The organism is Pseudomonas sp. R3-57, assembly GCF_051132065.1.
In the GTDB taxonomy this organism is placed as follows: Bacteria; Pseudomonadota; Gammaproteobacteria; order Pseudomonadales; family Pseudomonadaceae; genus Aquipseudomonas.
Genome location: NZ_CP071655.1, coordinates 729,632 through 745,516 on the forward strand (window position 1 = coordinate 729,632; position 15,885 = coordinate 745,516).

Annotated in this window: 19 protein-coding genes; 16 read left to right on the forward strand and 3 right to left on the reverse strand. The window is 58.0% G+C overall.

From position 1 onward, the window contains the following. From rplF to bfr, 14 genes are all read left to right on the forward strand, one after another. Positions 1-534 (forward strand): 50S ribosomal protein L6, encoded by a 534-nt coding sequence (rplF, locus tag J3P93_RS03370; protein ID WP_007966176.1) that lies wholly within the window; start codon positions 1-3, stop codon positions 532-534. 10 nt (positions 535-544) lie between these two features. Then, on the forward strand, positions 545-895 hold the full coding sequence (gene rplR, locus J3P93_RS03375) for a 50S ribosomal protein L18 (RefSeq protein WP_003186037.1): 351 nt from the start codon (positions 545-547) through the stop codon (positions 893-895). Between the two features lie 3 nt (positions 896-898). Further along, on the forward strand, positions 899-1,399 hold the full coding sequence (gene rpsE / locus J3P93_RS03380; RefSeq protein ID WP_007955637.1) for a 30S ribosomal protein S5: 501 nt from the start codon (positions 899-901) through the stop codon (positions 1,397-1,399). A 2-nt stretch (positions 1,400-1,401) separates the two neighbouring features. After that, positions 1,402-1,578 carry a 50S ribosomal protein L30 gene (gene rpmD, locus J3P93_RS03385; RefSeq protein ID WP_003176408.1) on the forward strand — a complete coding sequence of 59 codons (177 nt, stop codon included), beginning with the start codon at positions 1,402-1,404 and terminating at the stop codon, positions 1,576-1,578. A gap of 3 nt (positions 1,579-1,581) precedes the next feature. Then, positions 1,582-2,019 (forward strand): 50S ribosomal protein L15, encoded by a 438-nt coding sequence (rplO, locus tag J3P93_RS03390; protein ID WP_003228720.1) that lies wholly within the window; start codon positions 1,582-1,584, stop codon positions 2,017-2,019. Continuing rightward, on the forward strand, positions 2,020-3,348 hold the full coding sequence (secY, locus tag J3P93_RS03395; RefSeq protein ID WP_090286770.1) for a preprotein translocase subunit SecY: 1,329 nt from the start codon (positions 2,020-2,022) through the stop codon (positions 3,346-3,348). Between the two features lie 27 nt (positions 3,349-3,375). Further along, positions 3,376-3,492 carry a 50S ribosomal protein L36 gene (gene rpmJ / locus J3P93_RS03400; RefSeq protein ID WP_002555468.1) on the forward strand — a complete coding sequence of 39 codons (117 nt, stop codon included), beginning with the start codon at positions 3,376-3,378 and terminating at the stop codon, positions 3,490-3,492. 130 nt (positions 3,493-3,622) lie between these two features. Further along, positions 3,623-3,979: a 30S ribosomal protein S13 gene (rpsM, locus tag J3P93_RS03405; protein WP_003186020.1), complete on the forward strand. Its 357-nt coding sequence runs from the start codon at positions 3,623-3,625 to the stop codon at positions 3,977-3,979. Between the two features lie 30 nt (positions 3,980-4,009). After that, the gene (gene rpsK / locus J3P93_RS03410) at positions 4,010-4,399 is read left to right on the forward strand and encodes a 30S ribosomal protein S11 (RefSeq protein ID WP_002555466.1); all 390 of its coding nucleotides are present in this window, start codon (positions 4,010-4,012) and stop codon (positions 4,397-4,399) included. Between the two features lie 18 nt (positions 4,400-4,417). Next, complete coding sequence (rpsD, locus tag J3P93_RS03415; RefSeq protein WP_003176404.1) at positions 4,418-5,038, forward strand: 30S ribosomal protein S4; 621 nt, start codon at positions 4,418-4,420, stop codon at positions 5,036-5,038. A 22-nt stretch (positions 5,039-5,060) separates the two neighbouring features. Continuing rightward, complete coding sequence (locus J3P93_RS03420) at positions 5,061-6,062, forward strand: DNA-directed RNA polymerase subunit alpha (protein ID WP_003186012.1); 1,002 nt, start codon at positions 5,061-5,063, stop codon at positions 6,060-6,062. A 42-nt stretch (positions 6,063-6,104) separates the two neighbouring features. After that, positions 6,105-6,491: a 50S ribosomal protein L17 gene (rplQ, locus tag J3P93_RS03425; protein WP_003176402.1), complete on the forward strand. Its 387-nt coding sequence runs from the start codon at positions 6,105-6,107 to the stop codon at positions 6,489-6,491. A gap of 236 nt (positions 6,492-6,727) precedes the next feature. Next, positions 6,728-8,182 (forward strand): catalase, encoded by a 1,455-nt coding sequence (locus J3P93_RS03430; protein WP_434595085.1) that lies wholly within the window; start codon positions 6,728-6,730, stop codon positions 8,180-8,182. A 149-nt stretch (positions 8,183-8,331) separates the two neighbouring features. Further along, positions 8,332-8,799 (forward strand): bacterioferritin, encoded by a 468-nt coding sequence (bfr, locus tag J3P93_RS03435; RefSeq protein WP_203419690.1) that lies wholly within the window; start codon positions 8,332-8,334, stop codon positions 8,797-8,799. A 65-nt stretch (positions 8,800-8,864) separates the two neighbouring features. Here the strand turns inward: bfr and uvrA are convergent, their stop codons facing one another. Further along, complete coding sequence (gene uvrA / locus J3P93_RS03440) at positions 8,865-11,699, reverse strand: excinuclease ABC subunit UvrA (RefSeq protein ID WP_203419689.1); 2,835 nt, start codon at positions 11,697-11,699, stop codon at positions 8,865-8,867. 191 nt (positions 11,700-11,890) lie between these two features. Here uvrA and J3P93_RS03445 point away from each other — a divergent pair, with 191 nt between their 5' ends. Beyond that, complete coding sequence (locus J3P93_RS03445) at positions 11,891-13,282, forward strand: MFS transporter (RefSeq protein ID WP_090286764.1); 1,392 nt, start codon at positions 11,891-11,893, stop codon at positions 13,280-13,282. A gap of 15 nt (positions 13,283-13,297) precedes the next feature. After that, complete coding sequence (locus J3P93_RS03450) at positions 13,298-13,819, forward strand: single-stranded DNA-binding protein (RefSeq protein ID WP_042610650.1); 522 nt, start codon at positions 13,298-13,300, stop codon at positions 13,817-13,819. 196 nt (positions 13,820-14,015) lie between these two features. Here the strand turns inward: J3P93_RS03450 and J3P93_RS03455 are convergent, their stop codons facing one another. Both J3P93_RS03455 and J3P93_RS03460 read right to left on the reverse strand, forming a co-directional pair. Next, positions 14,016-15,173: a glutathionylspermidine synthase family protein gene (locus J3P93_RS03455; RefSeq protein WP_434595088.1), complete on the reverse strand. Its 1,158-nt coding sequence runs from the start codon at positions 15,171-15,173 to the stop codon at positions 14,016-14,018. Between the two features lie 2 nt (positions 15,174-15,175). Next, complete coding sequence (locus J3P93_RS03460; protein WP_434595090.1) at positions 15,176-15,871, reverse strand: DUF1190 domain-containing protein; 696 nt, start codon at positions 15,869-15,871, stop codon at positions 15,176-15,178. Positions 15,872-15,885: the final 14 nt, after the last annotated feature.

Genomic DNA, 15,885 nt, shown 5'->3' on the forward strand with positions numbered 1-15,885 from the left:
ATGTCTCGCGTCGCTAAGAACCCCGTTAAGCTGCCAGCCGGTGTCGAAGTCAAATTCGCAGGCCAACAGCTTTCGGTGAAGGGTGCCAAGGGTACTCTTGAACTGAACATCCATTCGTCCGTTGAGATCGTTGAAGAGGCCGGTGAGCTGCGTTTTGCTGCTCGCAATGGCGATCAACAGACTCGCGCAATGGCCGGTACCACGCGTGCGTTGGTAAACAACATGGTCCAGGGCGTAAGCCAAGGCTTCGAGCGCAAGCTCCAGCTGGTCGGTGTTGGTTACAAAGCGCAAGCAAAAGGTCAGGTTCTGAACCTGGCTCTTGGCTTCTCGCACCCAGTGGATTACGAACTGCCGCAAGGCATCACCGCTGAGACTCCTAGCCAGACCGATATCCTGATCAAGGGCATCGACAAGCAGCTGGTAGGTCAAGTGGCCGCTGAGATCCGCGACTTCCGTCCACCAGAGCCGTACAAAGGCAAAGGTGTGCGCTACGCGGACGAAGTCGTCCGTCGTAAAGAAGCCAAGAAGAAGTAGGGCATAGCAAATGACCGACAAAAAAGTTACTCGACTGCGTCGCGCTCGCAAAGCACGCCTGAAAATGCACGAACTCGAAGTCGTGCGTCTCTGCGTGTTCCGCTCGTCGCAGCACATCTACGCCCAGGTCATCTCGGCCGACGGCAACAAAGTCCTGGCAAGTGCCTCGACTTTGGATAAAGAACTGCGTGATGGTGCCACTGGCAACATCGACGCGGCCACAAAGGTTGGCCAGCTGGTCGCTACGCGTGCTAAGGCCGCTGGCGTATCGCAAGTGGCTTTCGACCGCTCTGGCTTCAAGTATCACGGCCGCGTTAAAGCGCTGGCTGATGCTGCTCGTGAAGCTGGGCTGGAGTTCTAAGTTATGTCAAATAACGACCAAAAGCGCGACGAAGGCTACATCGAGAAGCTGGTTCAAGTTAACCGCGTAGCCAAAACCGTTAAAGGCGGCCGTATCTTCACTTTCACCGCGTTGACCGTGGTTGGTGATGGTAAAGGGCGCGTTGGCTTCGGCCGTGGCAAGTCGCGTGAAGTGCCTGCTGCGATCCAGAAGGCAATGGAAGCTGCTCGCCGCAACATGATTCAAGTTGACCTGAACGGCACCACTCTGCAGTACGCAATGAAGTCCGCTCACGGCGCTTCGAAGGTGTACATGCAGCCTGCTTCTGAAGGTACCGGTATCATCGCTGGCGGCGCTATGCGTGCTGTCCTCGAAGTTGCTGGCGTTCAGAACGTTCTGGCCAAGTGCTACGGCTCGACCAACCCGGTAAACGTGGTTCACGCCACTTTCAAGGGTCTGAAGGCTATGCAATCTCCTGAGTCCATCGCTGCCAAGCGTGGCCTGCGTGTTGAGGAGATCAAGTAATCATGGCTACCGTTAAAGTAACGCTGATCAAAAGCATGACCGGCCGCATCCCTAACCACAAACTGTGCGTTAAGGGTCTGGGTCTGCGTCGCATCGGTCACACTGTAGAAGTCCAGGATACTCCCGAGAATCGCGGGATGATCAACAAGGCTTACTACATGCTGCGTGTCGAGGGTTAATCGATGAAACTCAATGATCTGAGTCCAGCGCCGGGTTCCCGTCGCGAAAAGCATCGTCCGGGCCGTGGTATCGGTAGTGGTTTGGGCAAGACTGGTGGCCGTGGTCACAAAGGTCAGACTTCCCGCTCCGGTGGCACTATCGCTCCAGGCTTTGAAGGCGGTCAACAGCCGCTGCATCGTCGCCTGCCTAAGTTCGGTTTCGTTTCCCTGAAAGCCATGGATCGCGCAGAAGTGCGTCTTTCCGAGCTGGCCAAAGTGGAAGGCGACATCGTTACTGTGCAGTCCCTGAAAGATGCCAACGTGATCAACGTCAACGTACAGCGTGTGAAAATCATGCTGTCCGGTGAAGTGACTCGCGCTGTCACTATCGGCAAGGGAATCGGCGCCACCAAAGGTGCGCGTGCGGCTATCGAAGCAGCTGGCGGCAAGTTCGAGGAATAAATGGCTAAGCAAGGTGCTCTCTCTGCGCTCGGCAAAGGCGGTATGTCTGAACTCTGGGCTCGTCTGCGTTTTCTGTTCCTGGCGATTATCGTCTACCGAATAGGCGCACACATCCCGGTTCCAGGTATCAACCCGGACCGACTCGCAGACCTGTTTCGACAGAATGAGGGGACCATTCTTAGCTTGTTCAACATGTTCTCCGGCGGTGCGCTGGAACGGATGAGCATCTTTGCACTGGGGATCATGCCGTACATTTCGGCATCGATCATCATGCAGTTGATGACCGCCGTCAGCCCACAGCTGGAGCAGTTGAAGAAGGAAGGTGAAGCTGGCCGTCGCAAGATCAGCCAGTACACCCGCTACCTCACCGTCGCTCTCGCTCTCGTTCAGGCCATTGGCATGTCCATTGGTCTGGCGGGGCAGGGCGTGGCGTTCACTGGTGACCTGGGCTTCCATTTCGTCGCGGTAACCACATTTGTGGCTGGTGCGATGTTCATGATGTGGCTGGGTGAGCAGATTACTGAGCGTGGTGTTGGCAACGGTATCTCGATGTTGATTTTTTCGGGTATCGTCGCCGGTCTTCCGAGAGCAATCGGGCAGTCTTTCGAGTCTGCGCGTCAGGGTGATATCAACATCTTCGCCCTGGTTGCCATCGGTTTGCTGGCAGTAGCGATTATCGGTTTCGTGGTGTTCATTGAGCGTGGTCAGCGTCGTATTGCTGTTCACTACGCCAAGCGTCAGCAGGGCCGCAAGGTTTTTGCTGCGCAGACCAGCCACTTGCCGCTGAAGGTGAACATGGCCGGTGTTATTCCGGCTATTTTCGCGAGCAGCATTTTGCTGTTCCCGGCTTCGCTGGGTGCCTGGTTCGGTCAGTCTGAAGGTATGGGCTGGTTGCAGGACATCTCGCAGTCGATCGCTCCTGGTCAGCCGTTGAATATTCTGCTGTTTAGTGCAGGGATTATTTTCTTCTGCTTCTTCTATACGGCGTTGATGTTCAATCCGAAAGACGTAGCGGAAAACCTGAAGAAGTCCGGTGCCTTTATTCCGGGTATCCGTCCAGGTGAGCAGTCTGCGCGCTACATTGATGGCGTTCTGACTCGTTTGACCCTGTTCGGTGCTCTTTACATGACGGCCGTGTGTCTGTTGCCCCAGTTCCTGGTGGTTGCGGCAAACGTACCGTTCTACCTTGGCGGGACCTCGTTGCTGATCGTGGTCGTGGTTGTGATGGACTTCATGTCCCAAGTACAATCGCACCTCGTTTCGCACCAGTACGAATCCCTGATGAAGAAAGCCAACCTGAAGGGTTACGGCAGCGGCATGTTGCGCTGAGTACCCATAAGGTTCGAGGAGTTGGTGATGAAAGTTCGTGCATCGGTGAAAAAGCTGTGCCGTAACTGCAAGATTATTCGCCGCGAAGGTGTTGTTCGAGTAATTTGCAGCGCGGAACCGCGTCACAAACAGCGCCAAGGCTGAGTGTGATTGTGCTTCAAGCCCGGTAGCTAGTGCGCTACCGGGTTGATTATTTGTTATTACAGCGATATTATCTCGCGCCCTATTTCTTGGCTTCCGGGGCGTAGGTAGCTGTCAATTGGAGTCCCACTGAATGGCCCGTATTGCAGGCGTTAACATTCCAGATAACAAGCATACTGTTATCTCGCTGACCTACATCTATGGTGTTGGTCGCACTACTGCGCAGAAGATCTGTGCAGTGACTGGGGTAAACCCAGCAGCAAAGATCAAAGATCTGAGCGACGAGCAAATTGAACAGCTGCGTGGCGAAGTGGCGAAGTTCACCACTGAAGGTGACCTGCGTCGCGAAATCAACATGAAAATCAAGCGCTTGATGGACCTCGGTTGCTATCGCGGTCTGCGTCATCGTCGTGGTCTGCCAGTACGCGGTCAGCGTACCAAGACCAACGCGCGTACCCGTAAAGGTCCGCGTAAGCCGATCCGCAAGTAATCGCCCCAGCGAATCGACAGGAATTTAATCATGGCAAAACCTGCTGCTCGTCCTCGTAAAAAAGTTAAAAAGACAGTGGTTGATGGCATCGCCCACATCCATGCATCTTTTAACAACACCATCGTGACCATTACCGACCGTCAAGGTAACGCTCTTTCCTGGGCTACCTCCGGTGGTTCGGGTTTCCGCGGTTCCCGCAAGTCCACCCCGTTCGCTGCTCAGGTAGCTGCTGAACGTGCTGGTCAAGCTGCGCTGGAATACGGCCTGAAAAACCTCGACGTCAACGTCAAGGGTCCAGGTCCAGGTCGTGAATCCGCAGTCCGCGCTTTGAACGGCTGTGGCTACAAGATCGCCAGCATCACCGACGTGACGCCAATCCCGCACAACGGGTGCCGTCCGCCGAAGAAGCGCCGCGTGTAATCCAGGAGATTGTAAAGAATGGCTCGTTACATTGGTCCAAAATGCAAACTCGCTCGTCGCGAAGGCACCGATCTCTTCCTGAAGAGCGGCGTGCGCGCGATCGAATCGAAGTGCAACATTGAAGCAGCACCTGGTATCCACGGCCAGCGCCGCGGTCGCCAGTCCGATTACGGCACCCAACTGCGTGAAAAGCAGAAGGTCCGTCGTATCTACGGCGTTCTCGAGCGTCAGTTCAGCGGCTACTACAAAGAAGCTGCTGGCAAGAAAGGTGCAACCGGTGAAAACCTGCTGCAACTGCTCGAATGCCGTCTGGACAACGTCGTATACCGTATGGGCTTTGGTTCGACTCGTGCCGAATCCCGTCAGCTGGTATCGCACAAGTCGATCAGCGTTAACGGTCAGACCGTAAACGTTCCGTCGTATCAGGTTCGTGCTGGTGACGTGGTTGCAGTTCGCGAGAAAGCAAAAAACCAGCTTCGCATTGTCCAAGCTCTCGATCTGTGTGCCCAACGTGGCCGCGTAGAATGGGTAGAAGTAGACACTGAGAAGAAGTCGGGCGTTTTCAAGAACGTTCCTGCTCGCAGTGATCTGTCCGCCGACATCAACGAAAGCCTGATTGTCGAGCTCTACTCCAAGTAAGGGCTAGAAAATAGGTGCATCCATGCAGATTTCGGTAAATGAGTTCCTGACACCCCGCCACATTGATGTGCAGGTTGTCAGTCCAACCCGCGCCAAGATCACTCTCGAGCCTCTCGAGCGTGGTTTTGGCCACACCCTGGGCAACGCGCTGCGCCGCATCCTGTTGTCCTCAATGCCCGGCTGCGCAGTAGTCGAGGCCGAGATTGACGGTGTGCTCCACGAGTACAGCGCCATCGAAGGTGTACAGGAAGACGTAATTGAAATCCTGTTGAACCTTAAAGGTCTGGCCATCAAGCTGCACGGTCGTGACGAAGTTACGCTGACCTTGTCGAAGAAGGGTTCGGGGGTGGTTACCGCTGCCGATATTCAGCTGGATCATGATGTCGAGATCGTTAATCCCGATCACGTAATCGCTAACCTGGCGTCTAACGGCGCCCTGAACATGAAGCTCACCGTAGCTCGTGGTCGTGGTTATGAACCAGCCGACTCGCGTCAGAGCGATGAAGACGAAAGCCGCAGCATCGGTCGCTTGCAGCTCGATTCTTCGTTCAGCCCGGTTCGCCGTATCGCTTACGTGGTGGAAAACGCCCGTGTCGAGCAGCGTACCAACCTGGACAAGCTGGTTATTGATCTGGAAACCAACGGTACTCTGGACCCTGAAGAGGCTATCCGCCGCGCTGCAACCATTCTGCAACAGCAGTTGGCTGCGTTCGTCGACCTCAAAGGTGACAGTGAGCCAGTGGTTGTCGAGCAGGAAGACGAGATCGATCCGATCCTGCTTCGCCCGGTTGACGATCTGGAACTGACTGTACGTTCGGCTAACTGCCTTAAGGCGGAAAACATCTACTACATCGGTGACCTGATTCAGCGTACCGAAGTAGAGCTGTTGAAGACTCCGAACCTGGGCAAGAAATCCTTGACTGAAATCAAGGACGTTCTGGCCTCCCGCGGTCTGTCCCTCGGCATGCGCCTCGACAACTGGCCGCCTGCAAGTCTTAAGAAGGACGACAAGGCGACTGCCTGATCGTCGTAATCACCGAACGTAGTGTTTGGTAAGGAATGAACCATGCGTCATCGTAAAAGTGGTCGTCACCTGAGCCGCACCAGCTCGCACCGCAAGGCCATGTTCCAAAACATGGCGGTGTCGCTGTTCGAGCACGAGCTGATCAAAACTACTCTGCCAAAAGCCAAAGAACTGCGCCGGGTTGCCGAGCCGCTGATCACTCTGGCCAAGACAGACAGCCTGGCTAACCGCCGTCTGGCTTTCGACCGTACCCGTTCGAAAGCTATCGTTGGTAAGCTCTTCAACGACCTGGGCAAGCGTTACGCTACCCGTGAGGGTGGCTACCTGCGCATCCTCAAGTGCGGTTTCCGCGCTGGCGACAACGCGCCTATGGCGTACGTCGAGTTGGTTGATCGTGCTACTGCTGGCGAAGCTGTATCCGCCGAGTAAGACGTCAGTCTGAAACAAAGAACCGGGCCTAGTGCCCGGTTTTTTGTGCCTCCAGGAAATGCGCGGTTCGTACAAGTATCTGACACAGTCGTAATGCCACTATGTGGTGGGAACATGATTAGTAATTATCTATCGACTTCTGCAAGTTAATGAATTTGTGGCTGTCGCTTCGATGATCAATACTTCCCACCAAGCCATTAGCCGGCAGTTCAAGACTGACAGAGGAAGAAGACCGCATGAGCCAGACCAAAACGCTTACAACCGCCAGTGGCGCACCTGTCGCCGATAACCAGAATTCTCGCTCCGCCGGCCCGCGCGGTCCGTTGCTGCTCGACGACTTTCATCTGATCGAGAAGCTCGCCCACTTCAATCGCGAAAACATCCCTGAGCGCCGCGTACATGCGAAAGGCTCGGGGGCTTACGGCACTTTTACCGTCACCCGCGATATCACCGAATACACCAGCGCCAAATTGTTCGAAGCGATCGGCAAGCAAACCCCGACGTTCCTGCGCTTCTCCACTGTGGGTGGCGAACGCGGCTCAGCCGACACCGAGCGCGACCCACGCGGTTTCGCGTTGAAGTTCTACACTGAGGAAGGCAACTGGGATATCGTCGGCAACAATACGCCGGTGTTCTTCATTCGTGATCCGCTGAAATTCCCTGACTTTATCCACACGCAAAAGCGTCTGCCGCAAAGCAATCTGAAAAGCGCGCAGATGATGTGGGATTTCTGGTCGCATTCGCCCGAGGCGCTGCACCAGGTGACGATTCTGTTCTCGGATCGCGGCATTCCTGACGGCTACCGCCACATGCACGGCTTTGGCAGCCACACCTACAGCCTGATCAGCGCCAAAGGCGAGCGTCACTGGGTGAAGTGGCATTACAAGACGCTGCAAGGCATCAAGAACCTTGCGCCAGCCGATGCTGCGCGTCTGGCCGGTACTGATCCTGACTACGCTCAGCGCGACCTGTTCGAAGCGATCGAGCGAGGTGATTTCCCTAAATGGCGCGTGTGCATCCAGATCATGACTGAAGCGCAAGCGGCGGCGCATTACGAGAACCCGTTCGACGTGACCAAAACCTGGTCGCAGAAGGAATTCCCGTTGATTGAAGTCGGTGAGCTGGAGCTGAACCGCAACCCGCTCAACTACTTCGCAGAAGTCGAGCAGGCCGCGTTTGGCCCGAGCAACATGGTCCCTGGTGTTGGTCTGTCGCCAGATCGCATGCTGCAAGGTCGTGTCTTCGCTTACGCCGACGCACACCGCTACCGCGTCGGCACCAATCACCAGCAACTGCCGGTGAATGCCCCGCGCAGCCCCGTCAACACCTATCAGCGTGACGGCTCGATGGCGTTTGGCAGCAACGGTGGCGCAGCGCCTAACTACGAGCCGAACAGCTACATCGAATCGCCAAAGCAAGCTCCGCACTATGCCGAGCCTGCGCTGGCCTTGAGCGGTGCGGCCGATCGCTACGATCACCGCGAAGACACCGATTACTACAGCCACGCCGGTGCGTTGTACCGTTTGATGAGCGAAGAGCAGAAGGCGCTGTTGGTCAGCAACATTGCCGGTGCGATGGCCGGGGTTTCGCCTGATGTCGTAGACCGCCAACTGCAGCATTTCTACAAAGCCGATCCGGCGTATGGAGAAGCAATCGCAAAGCTGCTCAACGTACAGCTTAACGAAGTCTAAACGAGAAGCAGAACCGCCCTCATTTGGGCGGTTTTTGCGTTATTTAGCCTGCTTTTCTCGGATATTCTTCACTTTTATTGCGCTCGGCGGGTGACCTTCCGGTCAGGTTGGTTCAAACTACAGACTTTCAAGCAGGGAGATGTAGGGCGATGCAAGGCCACCCAGACGTTATCGATTACCTCAACACGTTGCTGACCGGCGAACTGGCCGCGCGTGACCAATATTTTGTTCATTCGCGGATGTATGAGGACTGGGGGTTCACCAAGCTCTACGAGCGAATCAACCACGAGATGGAAGAAGAAGCCGGCCACGCCGACGCGTTGATGCGGCGGATTCTGATGCTCGAAGGCACGCCGCGCATGCGTCCGGATGATCTGGATGTGGGCACCACGGTGCCGACCATGCTCGAAGCGGATCTGCGCCTTGAATACAAAGTTCGCGCTGCCCTGTGCAAAGGCATCGAGCTGTGCGAGCAACACAAGGATTACGTCACTCGCGAGATCCTGCGGGTTCAGCTCAACGACACCGAAGAAGATCACACCTACTGGCTGGAAAAGCAGTTGGGGCTGATCAAGCTCATCGGTCTCGAGAACTACCTGCAATCCCACGCGTCCTGATTGCTACCGATGTAAAAAAGCCCCTGTCGCTTCAACAGTGACAGGGGCTTTTTCATGCCTGGCGTTTACGCCCGGTCGCGGATCAACAACGGCTTGAGGTAATGGCCAGTGTGAGATTGCTTCATCTCTGCCACTTCCTCCGGCGTACCGGTGGCAATGATCTGCCCACCCTTGGAACCGCCTTCCGGCCCGAGGTCGACCAGCCAGTCGGCAGTCTTGATCACATCGAGGTTGTGCTCGATCACCACCACCGTGTTGCCGTGATCGCGCAGGCGGTGCAGCACGTCGAGCAATTGCTGGATATCCGCGAAGTGCAGACCGGTGGTCGGCTCGTCGAGGATATACAGGGTTTTGCCGGTATCACGCTTGGACAGCTCGCGAGACAACTTGACCCGCTGCGCTTCACCGCCCGATAGCGTGGTCGCCGACTGCCCGAGCTTGATGTAAGACAGGCCCACATCCATCAGCGTTTGCAGCTTGCGCGCCAGCGCCGGCACCGCGTCGAAGAATTCGCGGGCTTCCTCGATAGTCATCTCGAGGGTTTCGTGAATGCTCTTGCCCTTGTATTTGATCTCAAGGGTTTCGCGGTTATAGCGCTTGCTCTTGCACACGTCGCACGGCACATAGATGTCCGGGAGGAAGTGCATCTCCACCTTGATCAGGCCATCGCCCTGGCAGGCTTCGCAACGACCGCCCTTGACGTTGAACGAGAAACGCCCCGGTCCGTAGCCGCGTGAACGCGACTCCGGCACGCCGGCGAACAGTTCGCGAATGGGCGTGAACAAACCGGTGTAGGTCGCCGGGTTGGAACGCGGTGTACGGCCGATCGGGCTCTGGTCGATGTCAACGACCTTATCCAGATGCTCGAGGCCTTTGATGCTGTCGTGTGCGGCCGCTTCCAGCGTGGTCGCACCGTTGAGCGCGGTGGCGCTCAGCGGGAACAGCGTGTTGTTGATCAGCGTCGACTTGCCCGAGCCGGACACGCCGGTCACGCACGTCAGCAGGCCGATCGGAATGTCCAGATCGACATTGCGCAGGTTGTTGCCGCGCGCGCCTCTGAGCGACAGGTTGAGCTTCTTGTTGCGCGGTGTGCGCTTGGCCGGCACTTCGATCTTCACCCGGCCCGACAGGTATTTGCCGGTCAGCGAGTCCGGGTGGGCCATGACTTCGTCCGGCGTACCTTCGGCAACGATTTGCCCGCCGTGTACACCGGCGCCCGGGCCGATATCCACGACATAGTCAGCCAGACGAATCGCGTCTTCGTCGTGCTCGACCACAATCACCGTGTTGCCGATATCACGCAGGTGTTTGAGGGTACCGAGCAAACGGTCGTTATCGCGTTGATGCAGGCCAATGGACGGTTCATCGAGGATGTACAAGACGCCCACGAGACCGGCACCGATCTGACTGGCCAGACGAATCCGCTGCGCCTCGCCGCCGGACAGGGTGTCGGCACTGCGATCCAGCGACAGGTAATCGAGCCCGACGTTGACCAGAAACTGCAGACGCTCGCGGATTTCCTTGAGGATCTTGTCGGCGATCTCGCCACGGCGGCCGGTCATCTTCAGGTCGGCGAAATATTCGCAGGCATCGCCGATTGGCAGGTTGGTCACGGCCGGCAGGGTTTTCTCGCCTACCCACACGTGCCGCGCTTCACGACGCAGGCGGGTGCCGCGGCAGTCCGGGCAAGCCTGGTGGCTGAGGAACTTGGCCAGCTCTTCCCTTACGCTTGCCGACTCCGTCTCGCGGTAGCGGCGTTCGAGATTCGGCACGATGCCTTCGAACGGGTGCGAACGCTTGACGATGTCGCCGCGGTCGTTGAGGTATTTGAAGTCGACATTCTGCGAGCCACTGCCGTGCAGGATGTTTTTCTGCTGTTCGGCGCTCAGTTCGTTGAAGGGCTTGTCGAGACTGAACTTGTAATGCGAAGCCAGCGAACCGAGCATCTGGAAGTAATAGACGTTGCGCCGGTCCCAGCCGCGGATCGCACCTTCGGCCAGGGTCAGCTCACCGTTTACCAGGCGCTTGATGTCGAAGAATTGCTTAACCCCCAGGCCATCGCAGGTCGGGCAGGCGCCGGCCGGGTTGTTGAAGGAGAACAGCTTGGGTTCCAGCTCGCTGATTGCATGGCCGCAGATCGGGCAGGCGAAGCGCGCGGAGAAGATCATTTCTTCGCCGGGCTCGTCGTCCATCGGTGCCACCAGGGCAATGCCGTCGGCCAGTTTCAGCGCGGTTTCGAACGACTCGGCCAGGCGCTGTTGCAGATCGGCGCGGACCTTGAAGCGGTCGACGATCACATCGATCGAGTGCTTCTTCTGTTTATCCAGTTTCGGCAGTTCGTCGAGCTCGCAGATGCGGCCATTGACCCGGGCGCGGACAAAGCCCTGCGCGCGCAGCTCTTCGAAGACCGACAGGTGCTCCCCTTTACGCTCGCGGATCACCGGCGCCAGCAGCATCAGCTTGCTGCCTTCCGGCTGGGCCAGCACCAGGTCGACCATCTGGCTGACGGTCTGTGCTTCCAGCGGAATGTCGTGATCGGGGCAGCGCGGCGTACCGACGCGGGCGTAGAGCAGGCGCAGGTAGTCGTAGATTTCGGTGATGGTGCCGACCGTGGAACGCGGGTTGTGCGAGGTCGACTTCTGTTCGATGGAGATTGCTGGCGACAGGCCTTCGATGGTGTCGACGTCGGGTTTTTCCATCATCGACAGGAACTGGCGGGCGTAAGCCGACAGCGATTCGACATAGCGGCGCTGACCTTCGGCATACAGCGTGTCGAACGCCAGGGACGACTTGCCGGATCCGGACAGGCCGGTGATGACAATCAGTTTGTCCCGTGGCAGGGTCAGGTCGATGTTCTTCAGGTTGTGGGTACGGGCCCCACGTATCAGGATCTTGTCCAAAGTGGCCTCGCTCGGCGGGCGTCGAAAACGTAGGAGTATACGGCCAAATACTGGATGGATGCACACTATCAAACGAAGGGCGTTTCACCGTTCATGAAGAGAGTTTCATCTATACGCGTCATAGCGTCGCGATATACCCCGTCTTCCGATGGGACTGGTAGAATCGCCGCCGGTTCACACGAGGTTTTTCCATGCACGATCCCCACAGCGAACGCATGAGTGGCAGCGAGACCCGCGCGGCGAGCGGTCTGGCCCTGGTGTTCGCCTTCCGTATGCTGGGCATGTTCATGGTGTTGCCGGTACTGGCGACCTATGGCATGGATCTGGCGGGCGCGACCCCGGCCCTGATCGGCCTGGCGATCGGCGCTTACGGCCTGACCCAGGCGATTTTCCAGATTCCGTTCGGGATCATTTCCGACCGCATCGGCCGCCGTCCGGTGATTTATCTGGGGCTGATCGTCTTCGCCCTCGGCAGTGTCCTGGCCTCGCAGGCCGATTCGATCTGGGGCGTGATCGCCGGGCGGATCCTGCAAGGCGCCGGGGCGATTTCCGCAGCGGTGATGGCGCTGCTGTCCGACCTGACCCGCGAACAACACCGCACCAAAGCCATGGCGATGATCGGCATGACCATCGGCCTGTCGTTCGCCGTGGCCATGGTGGTCGGGCCGTTGCTGACCCGTGCGTTCGGACTGTCCGGTCTGTTCCTTGCCACTGGCGGCATGGCGCTGGTCGGCATTCTGATCATCATGTTCATGGTGCCGCGTTCCACCGGGCCGCTGCAGCATCGTGAATCCGGGGTGGCGCGGCAGGCATTGCTGCCGACGCTCAAGCATCCGGACCTGCTGCGCCTCGACCTGGGCATCTTTGTGTTACATGCCATGTTGATGTCGAGCTTCGTCGCCTTGCCGCTGGCGCTGGTGGAAAAAGCCGGTCTGCCCAAGGAGCAGCACTGGTGGGTCTACCTCACCGCGCTGGTGATTTCTTTCTTCGCCATGATCCCTTTCATCATCTATGGCGAGAAGCGACGCAAAATGAAACGAGTTTTGCTCGGTGCCGTCATGACACTGATGCTGACTGAACTATTCTTCTGGCAGTTCGGCGACAGCCTGCGCGCTCTGGTGATCGGGACGGTGGTGTTCTTCACCGCGTTCAATCTGCTGGAGGCTTCGTTGCCATCGCTGATCAGCAAGGTTTCACCGGCAGGCGGCAAGGGCACGGCCATGGGCGTGTACTCCACCAGCCAGTTCCTCGGTTCGGCACTCGGCGGGATACTCGGCGGCTGGCTGTTTCAGCATGGCGGTCTGTCGGTTGTGTTCCTTGGATGTGCCGGGCTGGCTGCACTTTGGCTGGCCTTTGCTGTTACCATGCGCGAACCTCCCTACGTGACGAGCCTGCGCTTGCCGTTGTCGCCCGAAGCGATCCGCGAAGCGGGTCTGGTCGAGCGTCTCAAGGCCCTCGTAGGGGTAACGGATGCAGTGATAGTCGCTGACGAGGCGGCTGTTTACATCAAACTGGACAAAGAATTAGTGGATCGCGACACCCTCGAACGCCTGGTGAACAACCCGGCCGGGGCTGCGTGCTAAACCTAGGAGAACGTTATGGCCCGTGGGGTTAACAAAGTCATATTGGTCGGCACTTGCGGCCAGGATCCCGAAGTTCGCTACCTGCCTAACGGTAACGCCGTGACCAACCTGAGTCTGGCCACCAGCGAACAATGGACCGACAAGCAAACCGGTCAGAAGGTCGAGAAGACCGAGTGGCACCGCGTTTCGATGTTCGGCAAGGTTGCCGAAATCGCCGGCGAATACCTGCGCAAGGGTTCGCAGGTGTACATCGAAGGCAAGCTGCAGACCCGTGAATGGGAAAAAGACGGTATCAAGCGTTACACCACTGAAATCGTGGTCGACATGCAAGGCACCATGCAACTGCTCGGCGGCCGTCCACAACAGGGCGACCAGCAAGGCGGCGGCAACAACTACCAGCAGCAGGCGCCACGTCAGCAGGCTCCACGCCCGCAGCAGTCGGCACCGCAGCAGCGTTCGGCGCCGCCAGCGCCACAGCAGGCCGCACCGCAACCGGCTCCGGATTTCGACAGCTTCGATGACGATATTCCGTTCTGATTTGCCGCTGCATCCGCTGAAAATGAAAAAGGCCCGTCGCATTGCGCGACGGGCCTTTTTTGTGCCGCAAATCCAAGGTTGCCTTCGATCCCCTGTGGGAGCGAGCCTGCTCGCGAAAGCAGTCTGTCAGTCACCCTTTGCATTGACTGACCTGACGCCTTCGCGAGCAGGCTCGCTCCTACACGGGATTGGTGTTTTAGCCGAGGATCAGGTGGGGCAGGAAGCGACTGGAGTCTTTTGTGATCAGGCTATTGTCCTCTCGCACGCCAATCCCCGCCGCCTCATCACCAATCACCCACGAGCCGATCAGCGTGTAGCTGTCGCCAAACTTCGGCAACGGCGCAAACTCCTGCAGGATAAATGGCGCATCGGTGTAGGGGCCGTCCTCTTTGACGATTATTCCTTCAGCGGTTTGCAGCTCGATGTTGGCGCCTTCGCGGGAAAAGTACGGCTTGCGCACCCAGCCTTTCGGCACTGCATTTTGCGGATTCGGATCGAGGTGCGCCGCCAGCAGATTCGGGTGGCCCTTGTGCATCTCCCATAACAAGGGCAATACGCCTTTGTTGGACAGAATCGCTTTCCACGCCGGTTCGAAGAACTGCGTATCGCATTCGGCAATCGCTGCGCCGAACGGTTCGTGGAAAATGAATTCCCAGGCATGCAGTTTGAACAGGTGCGGGATCCAGCGATCCTCGAGGTCGACAAAGCGACCCTGGGCCGTCAGGCCGATGTCTTCGATATCGATGTGGCGCGACTCGATGCCGACCTTTTCCGCGATCAGCCGCAGGTAATCGGTGGTGCCCTTGTCTTCGACCGAATCTTTCATCGAGGCGAAATAGAACGGACGCTTGAGTTGCAGTTCGGCGAAAGCCTGGTGCAGTTTGGTGTCGATGCTGTTGAACTGGTCGGCATGGCGCGGCAGCGTGCCGCGCTCGATGCACTGTTCCAGCCAGCCCCACTGAAACGCGGCGGCTTCGTAGAGGCTGGTCGGCGTGTCGTAATTGAGTTCAAGCAGTTTCGCCGGGCCGTTACCGCTGTAGGAAAAGTCCATACGCCCGTACAGATGCGGGTGACCTTCCAGCCAGGATGTGCGGATCATGTCGTAGTACGAGGGCGGAATGCTCAGGCGGTCCAGCAGTTCTTCGCTGTGCACAACGCGGTCGACCAGGTCCATGCACATCTCGTGCAATTCGGTGGTCGGGTCCTCGAGATCGTTTTCGATCTGCGCCAGGGTGAACTGGTAATACGCACTTTCGTCCCAGTACGGCTCGTCGTCGATGGTATGGAACATAAAGCCGAGGCTCTCGGCGGTGCGCTTCCAGTCGGGCCGCTCGGCGCAGGCAATTTTCTTCATGATCAGCTGCTCGAGCGCCCGGAACTGCTGCTCCAGCCACCCCAGCCGCTGCGGGCGCTGGACTGACTGCCGAAGCCACCGCGGGAGGTCGAGGAAGCCACGTTGACCGGTTTGCTCTTGCTGCTTTCGTAGTCCGCTTGGCTGCGCGCGGTCGTTTCGGCGCGGCGGTACTGCGTCGAGGTGTTGTAGGTCTGGCGGGTTTCGCGATCGCGATAAACCGTACGGTCGGCGTTGTTGCTCATGGCATTGCCGATCAGCCAGCCGGTCAGCCAGCCATTGCCGCCGCCACCACCGCCACCGGAATAGTGCGAGGTGGCTTGCGCATTCTGTGCGGTGCTGTCACCGGCAGGCATCTGCGCGTTGGCGATGGCATCGAGGTTCTGTGCGGCTTCACCGTTCTGCGGGACCTTGAAGCCACCGAGTTTCGGCACGAAGCGGCCATCGGAATTCTTCTGACACCAGTCAGCGGCGAAATCCGCATCGCACTTGGCCTTGTTGTCGTACGCCGGCGCGATGCGTCGGTGTTCGGTCAATGCCGCGACGTAGGCGTTGGAACAGACATCGGCGGCCACTTCGGCATCGACGCATTGCTCGACGCTTTGAAAATTGCGCGGTTGATCGGCGGCGCTCACCTGGCCGGAAATGGCCATGGCCACCGAGGCGGCGAGGGACAACTGGACGTATTTGCTGCGTTTCATCGAAGGCTTCCTGC

Coding starts and splice junctions, on each gene's coding strand:
- J3P93_RS03420 (WP_003186012.1), top strand. CDS start 5,061: ATGCAGATTTCGGTAAATGAGTTCCTGACACCCCGCCACATTGATGTG.
- J3P93_RS03430 (WP_434595085.1), top strand. CDS start 6,728: ATGAGCCAGACCAAAACGCTTACAACCGCCAGTGGCGCACCTGTCGCC.
- rpsK (WP_002555466.1), top strand. CDS start 4,010: ATGGCAAAACCTGCTGCTCGTCCTCGTAAAAAAGTTAAAAAGACAGTG.
- rplO (WP_003228720.1), top strand. CDS start 1,582: ATGAAACTCAATGATCTGAGTCCAGCGCCGGGTTCCCGTCGCGAAAAG.
- bfr (WP_203419690.1), top strand. CDS start 8,332: ATGCAAGGCCACCCAGACGTTATCGATTACCTCAACACGTTGCTGACC.
- J3P93_RS03450 (WP_042610650.1), top strand. CDS start 13,298: ATGGCCCGTGGGGTTAACAAAGTCATATTGGTCGGCACTTGCGGCCAG.
- J3P93_RS03455 (WP_434595088.1), bottom strand. CDS start 15,173: ATGAAGAAAATTGCCTGCGCCGAGCGGCCCGACTGGAAGCGCACCGCC.
- J3P93_RS03460 (WP_434595090.1), bottom strand. CDS start 15,871: ATGAAACGCAGCAAATACGTCCAGTTGTCCCTCGCCGCCTCGGTGGCC.
- rpmD (WP_003176408.1), top strand. CDS start 1,402: ATGGCTACCGTTAAAGTAACGCTGATCAAAAGCATGACCGGCCGCATC.
- rpmJ (WP_002555468.1), top strand. CDS start 3,376: ATGAAAGTTCGTGCATCGGTGAAAAAGCTGTGCCGTAACTGCAAGATT.
- rplQ (WP_003176402.1), top strand. CDS start 6,105: ATGCGTCATCGTAAAAGTGGTCGTCACCTGAGCCGCACCAGCTCGCAC.
- rpsD (WP_003176404.1), top strand. CDS start 4,418: ATGGCTCGTTACATTGGTCCAAAATGCAAACTCGCTCGTCGCGAAGGC.
- rplF (WP_007966176.1), top strand. CDS start 1: ATGTCTCGCGTCGCTAAGAACCCCGTTAAGCTGCCAGCCGGTGTCGAA.
- rpsM (WP_003186020.1), top strand. CDS start 3,623: ATGGCCCGTATTGCAGGCGTTAACATTCCAGATAACAAGCATACTGTT.
- rplR (WP_003186037.1), top strand. CDS start 545: ATGACCGACAAAAAAGTTACTCGACTGCGTCGCGCTCGCAAAGCACGC.
- rpsE (WP_007955637.1), top strand. CDS start 899: ATGTCAAATAACGACCAAAAGCGCGACGAAGGCTACATCGAGAAGCTG.
- J3P93_RS03445 (WP_090286764.1), top strand. CDS start 11,891: ATGCACGATCCCCACAGCGAACGCATGAGTGGCAGCGAGACCCGCGCG.
- secY (WP_090286770.1), top strand. CDS start 2,020: ATGGCTAAGCAAGGTGCTCTCTCTGCGCTCGGCAAAGGCGGTATGTCT.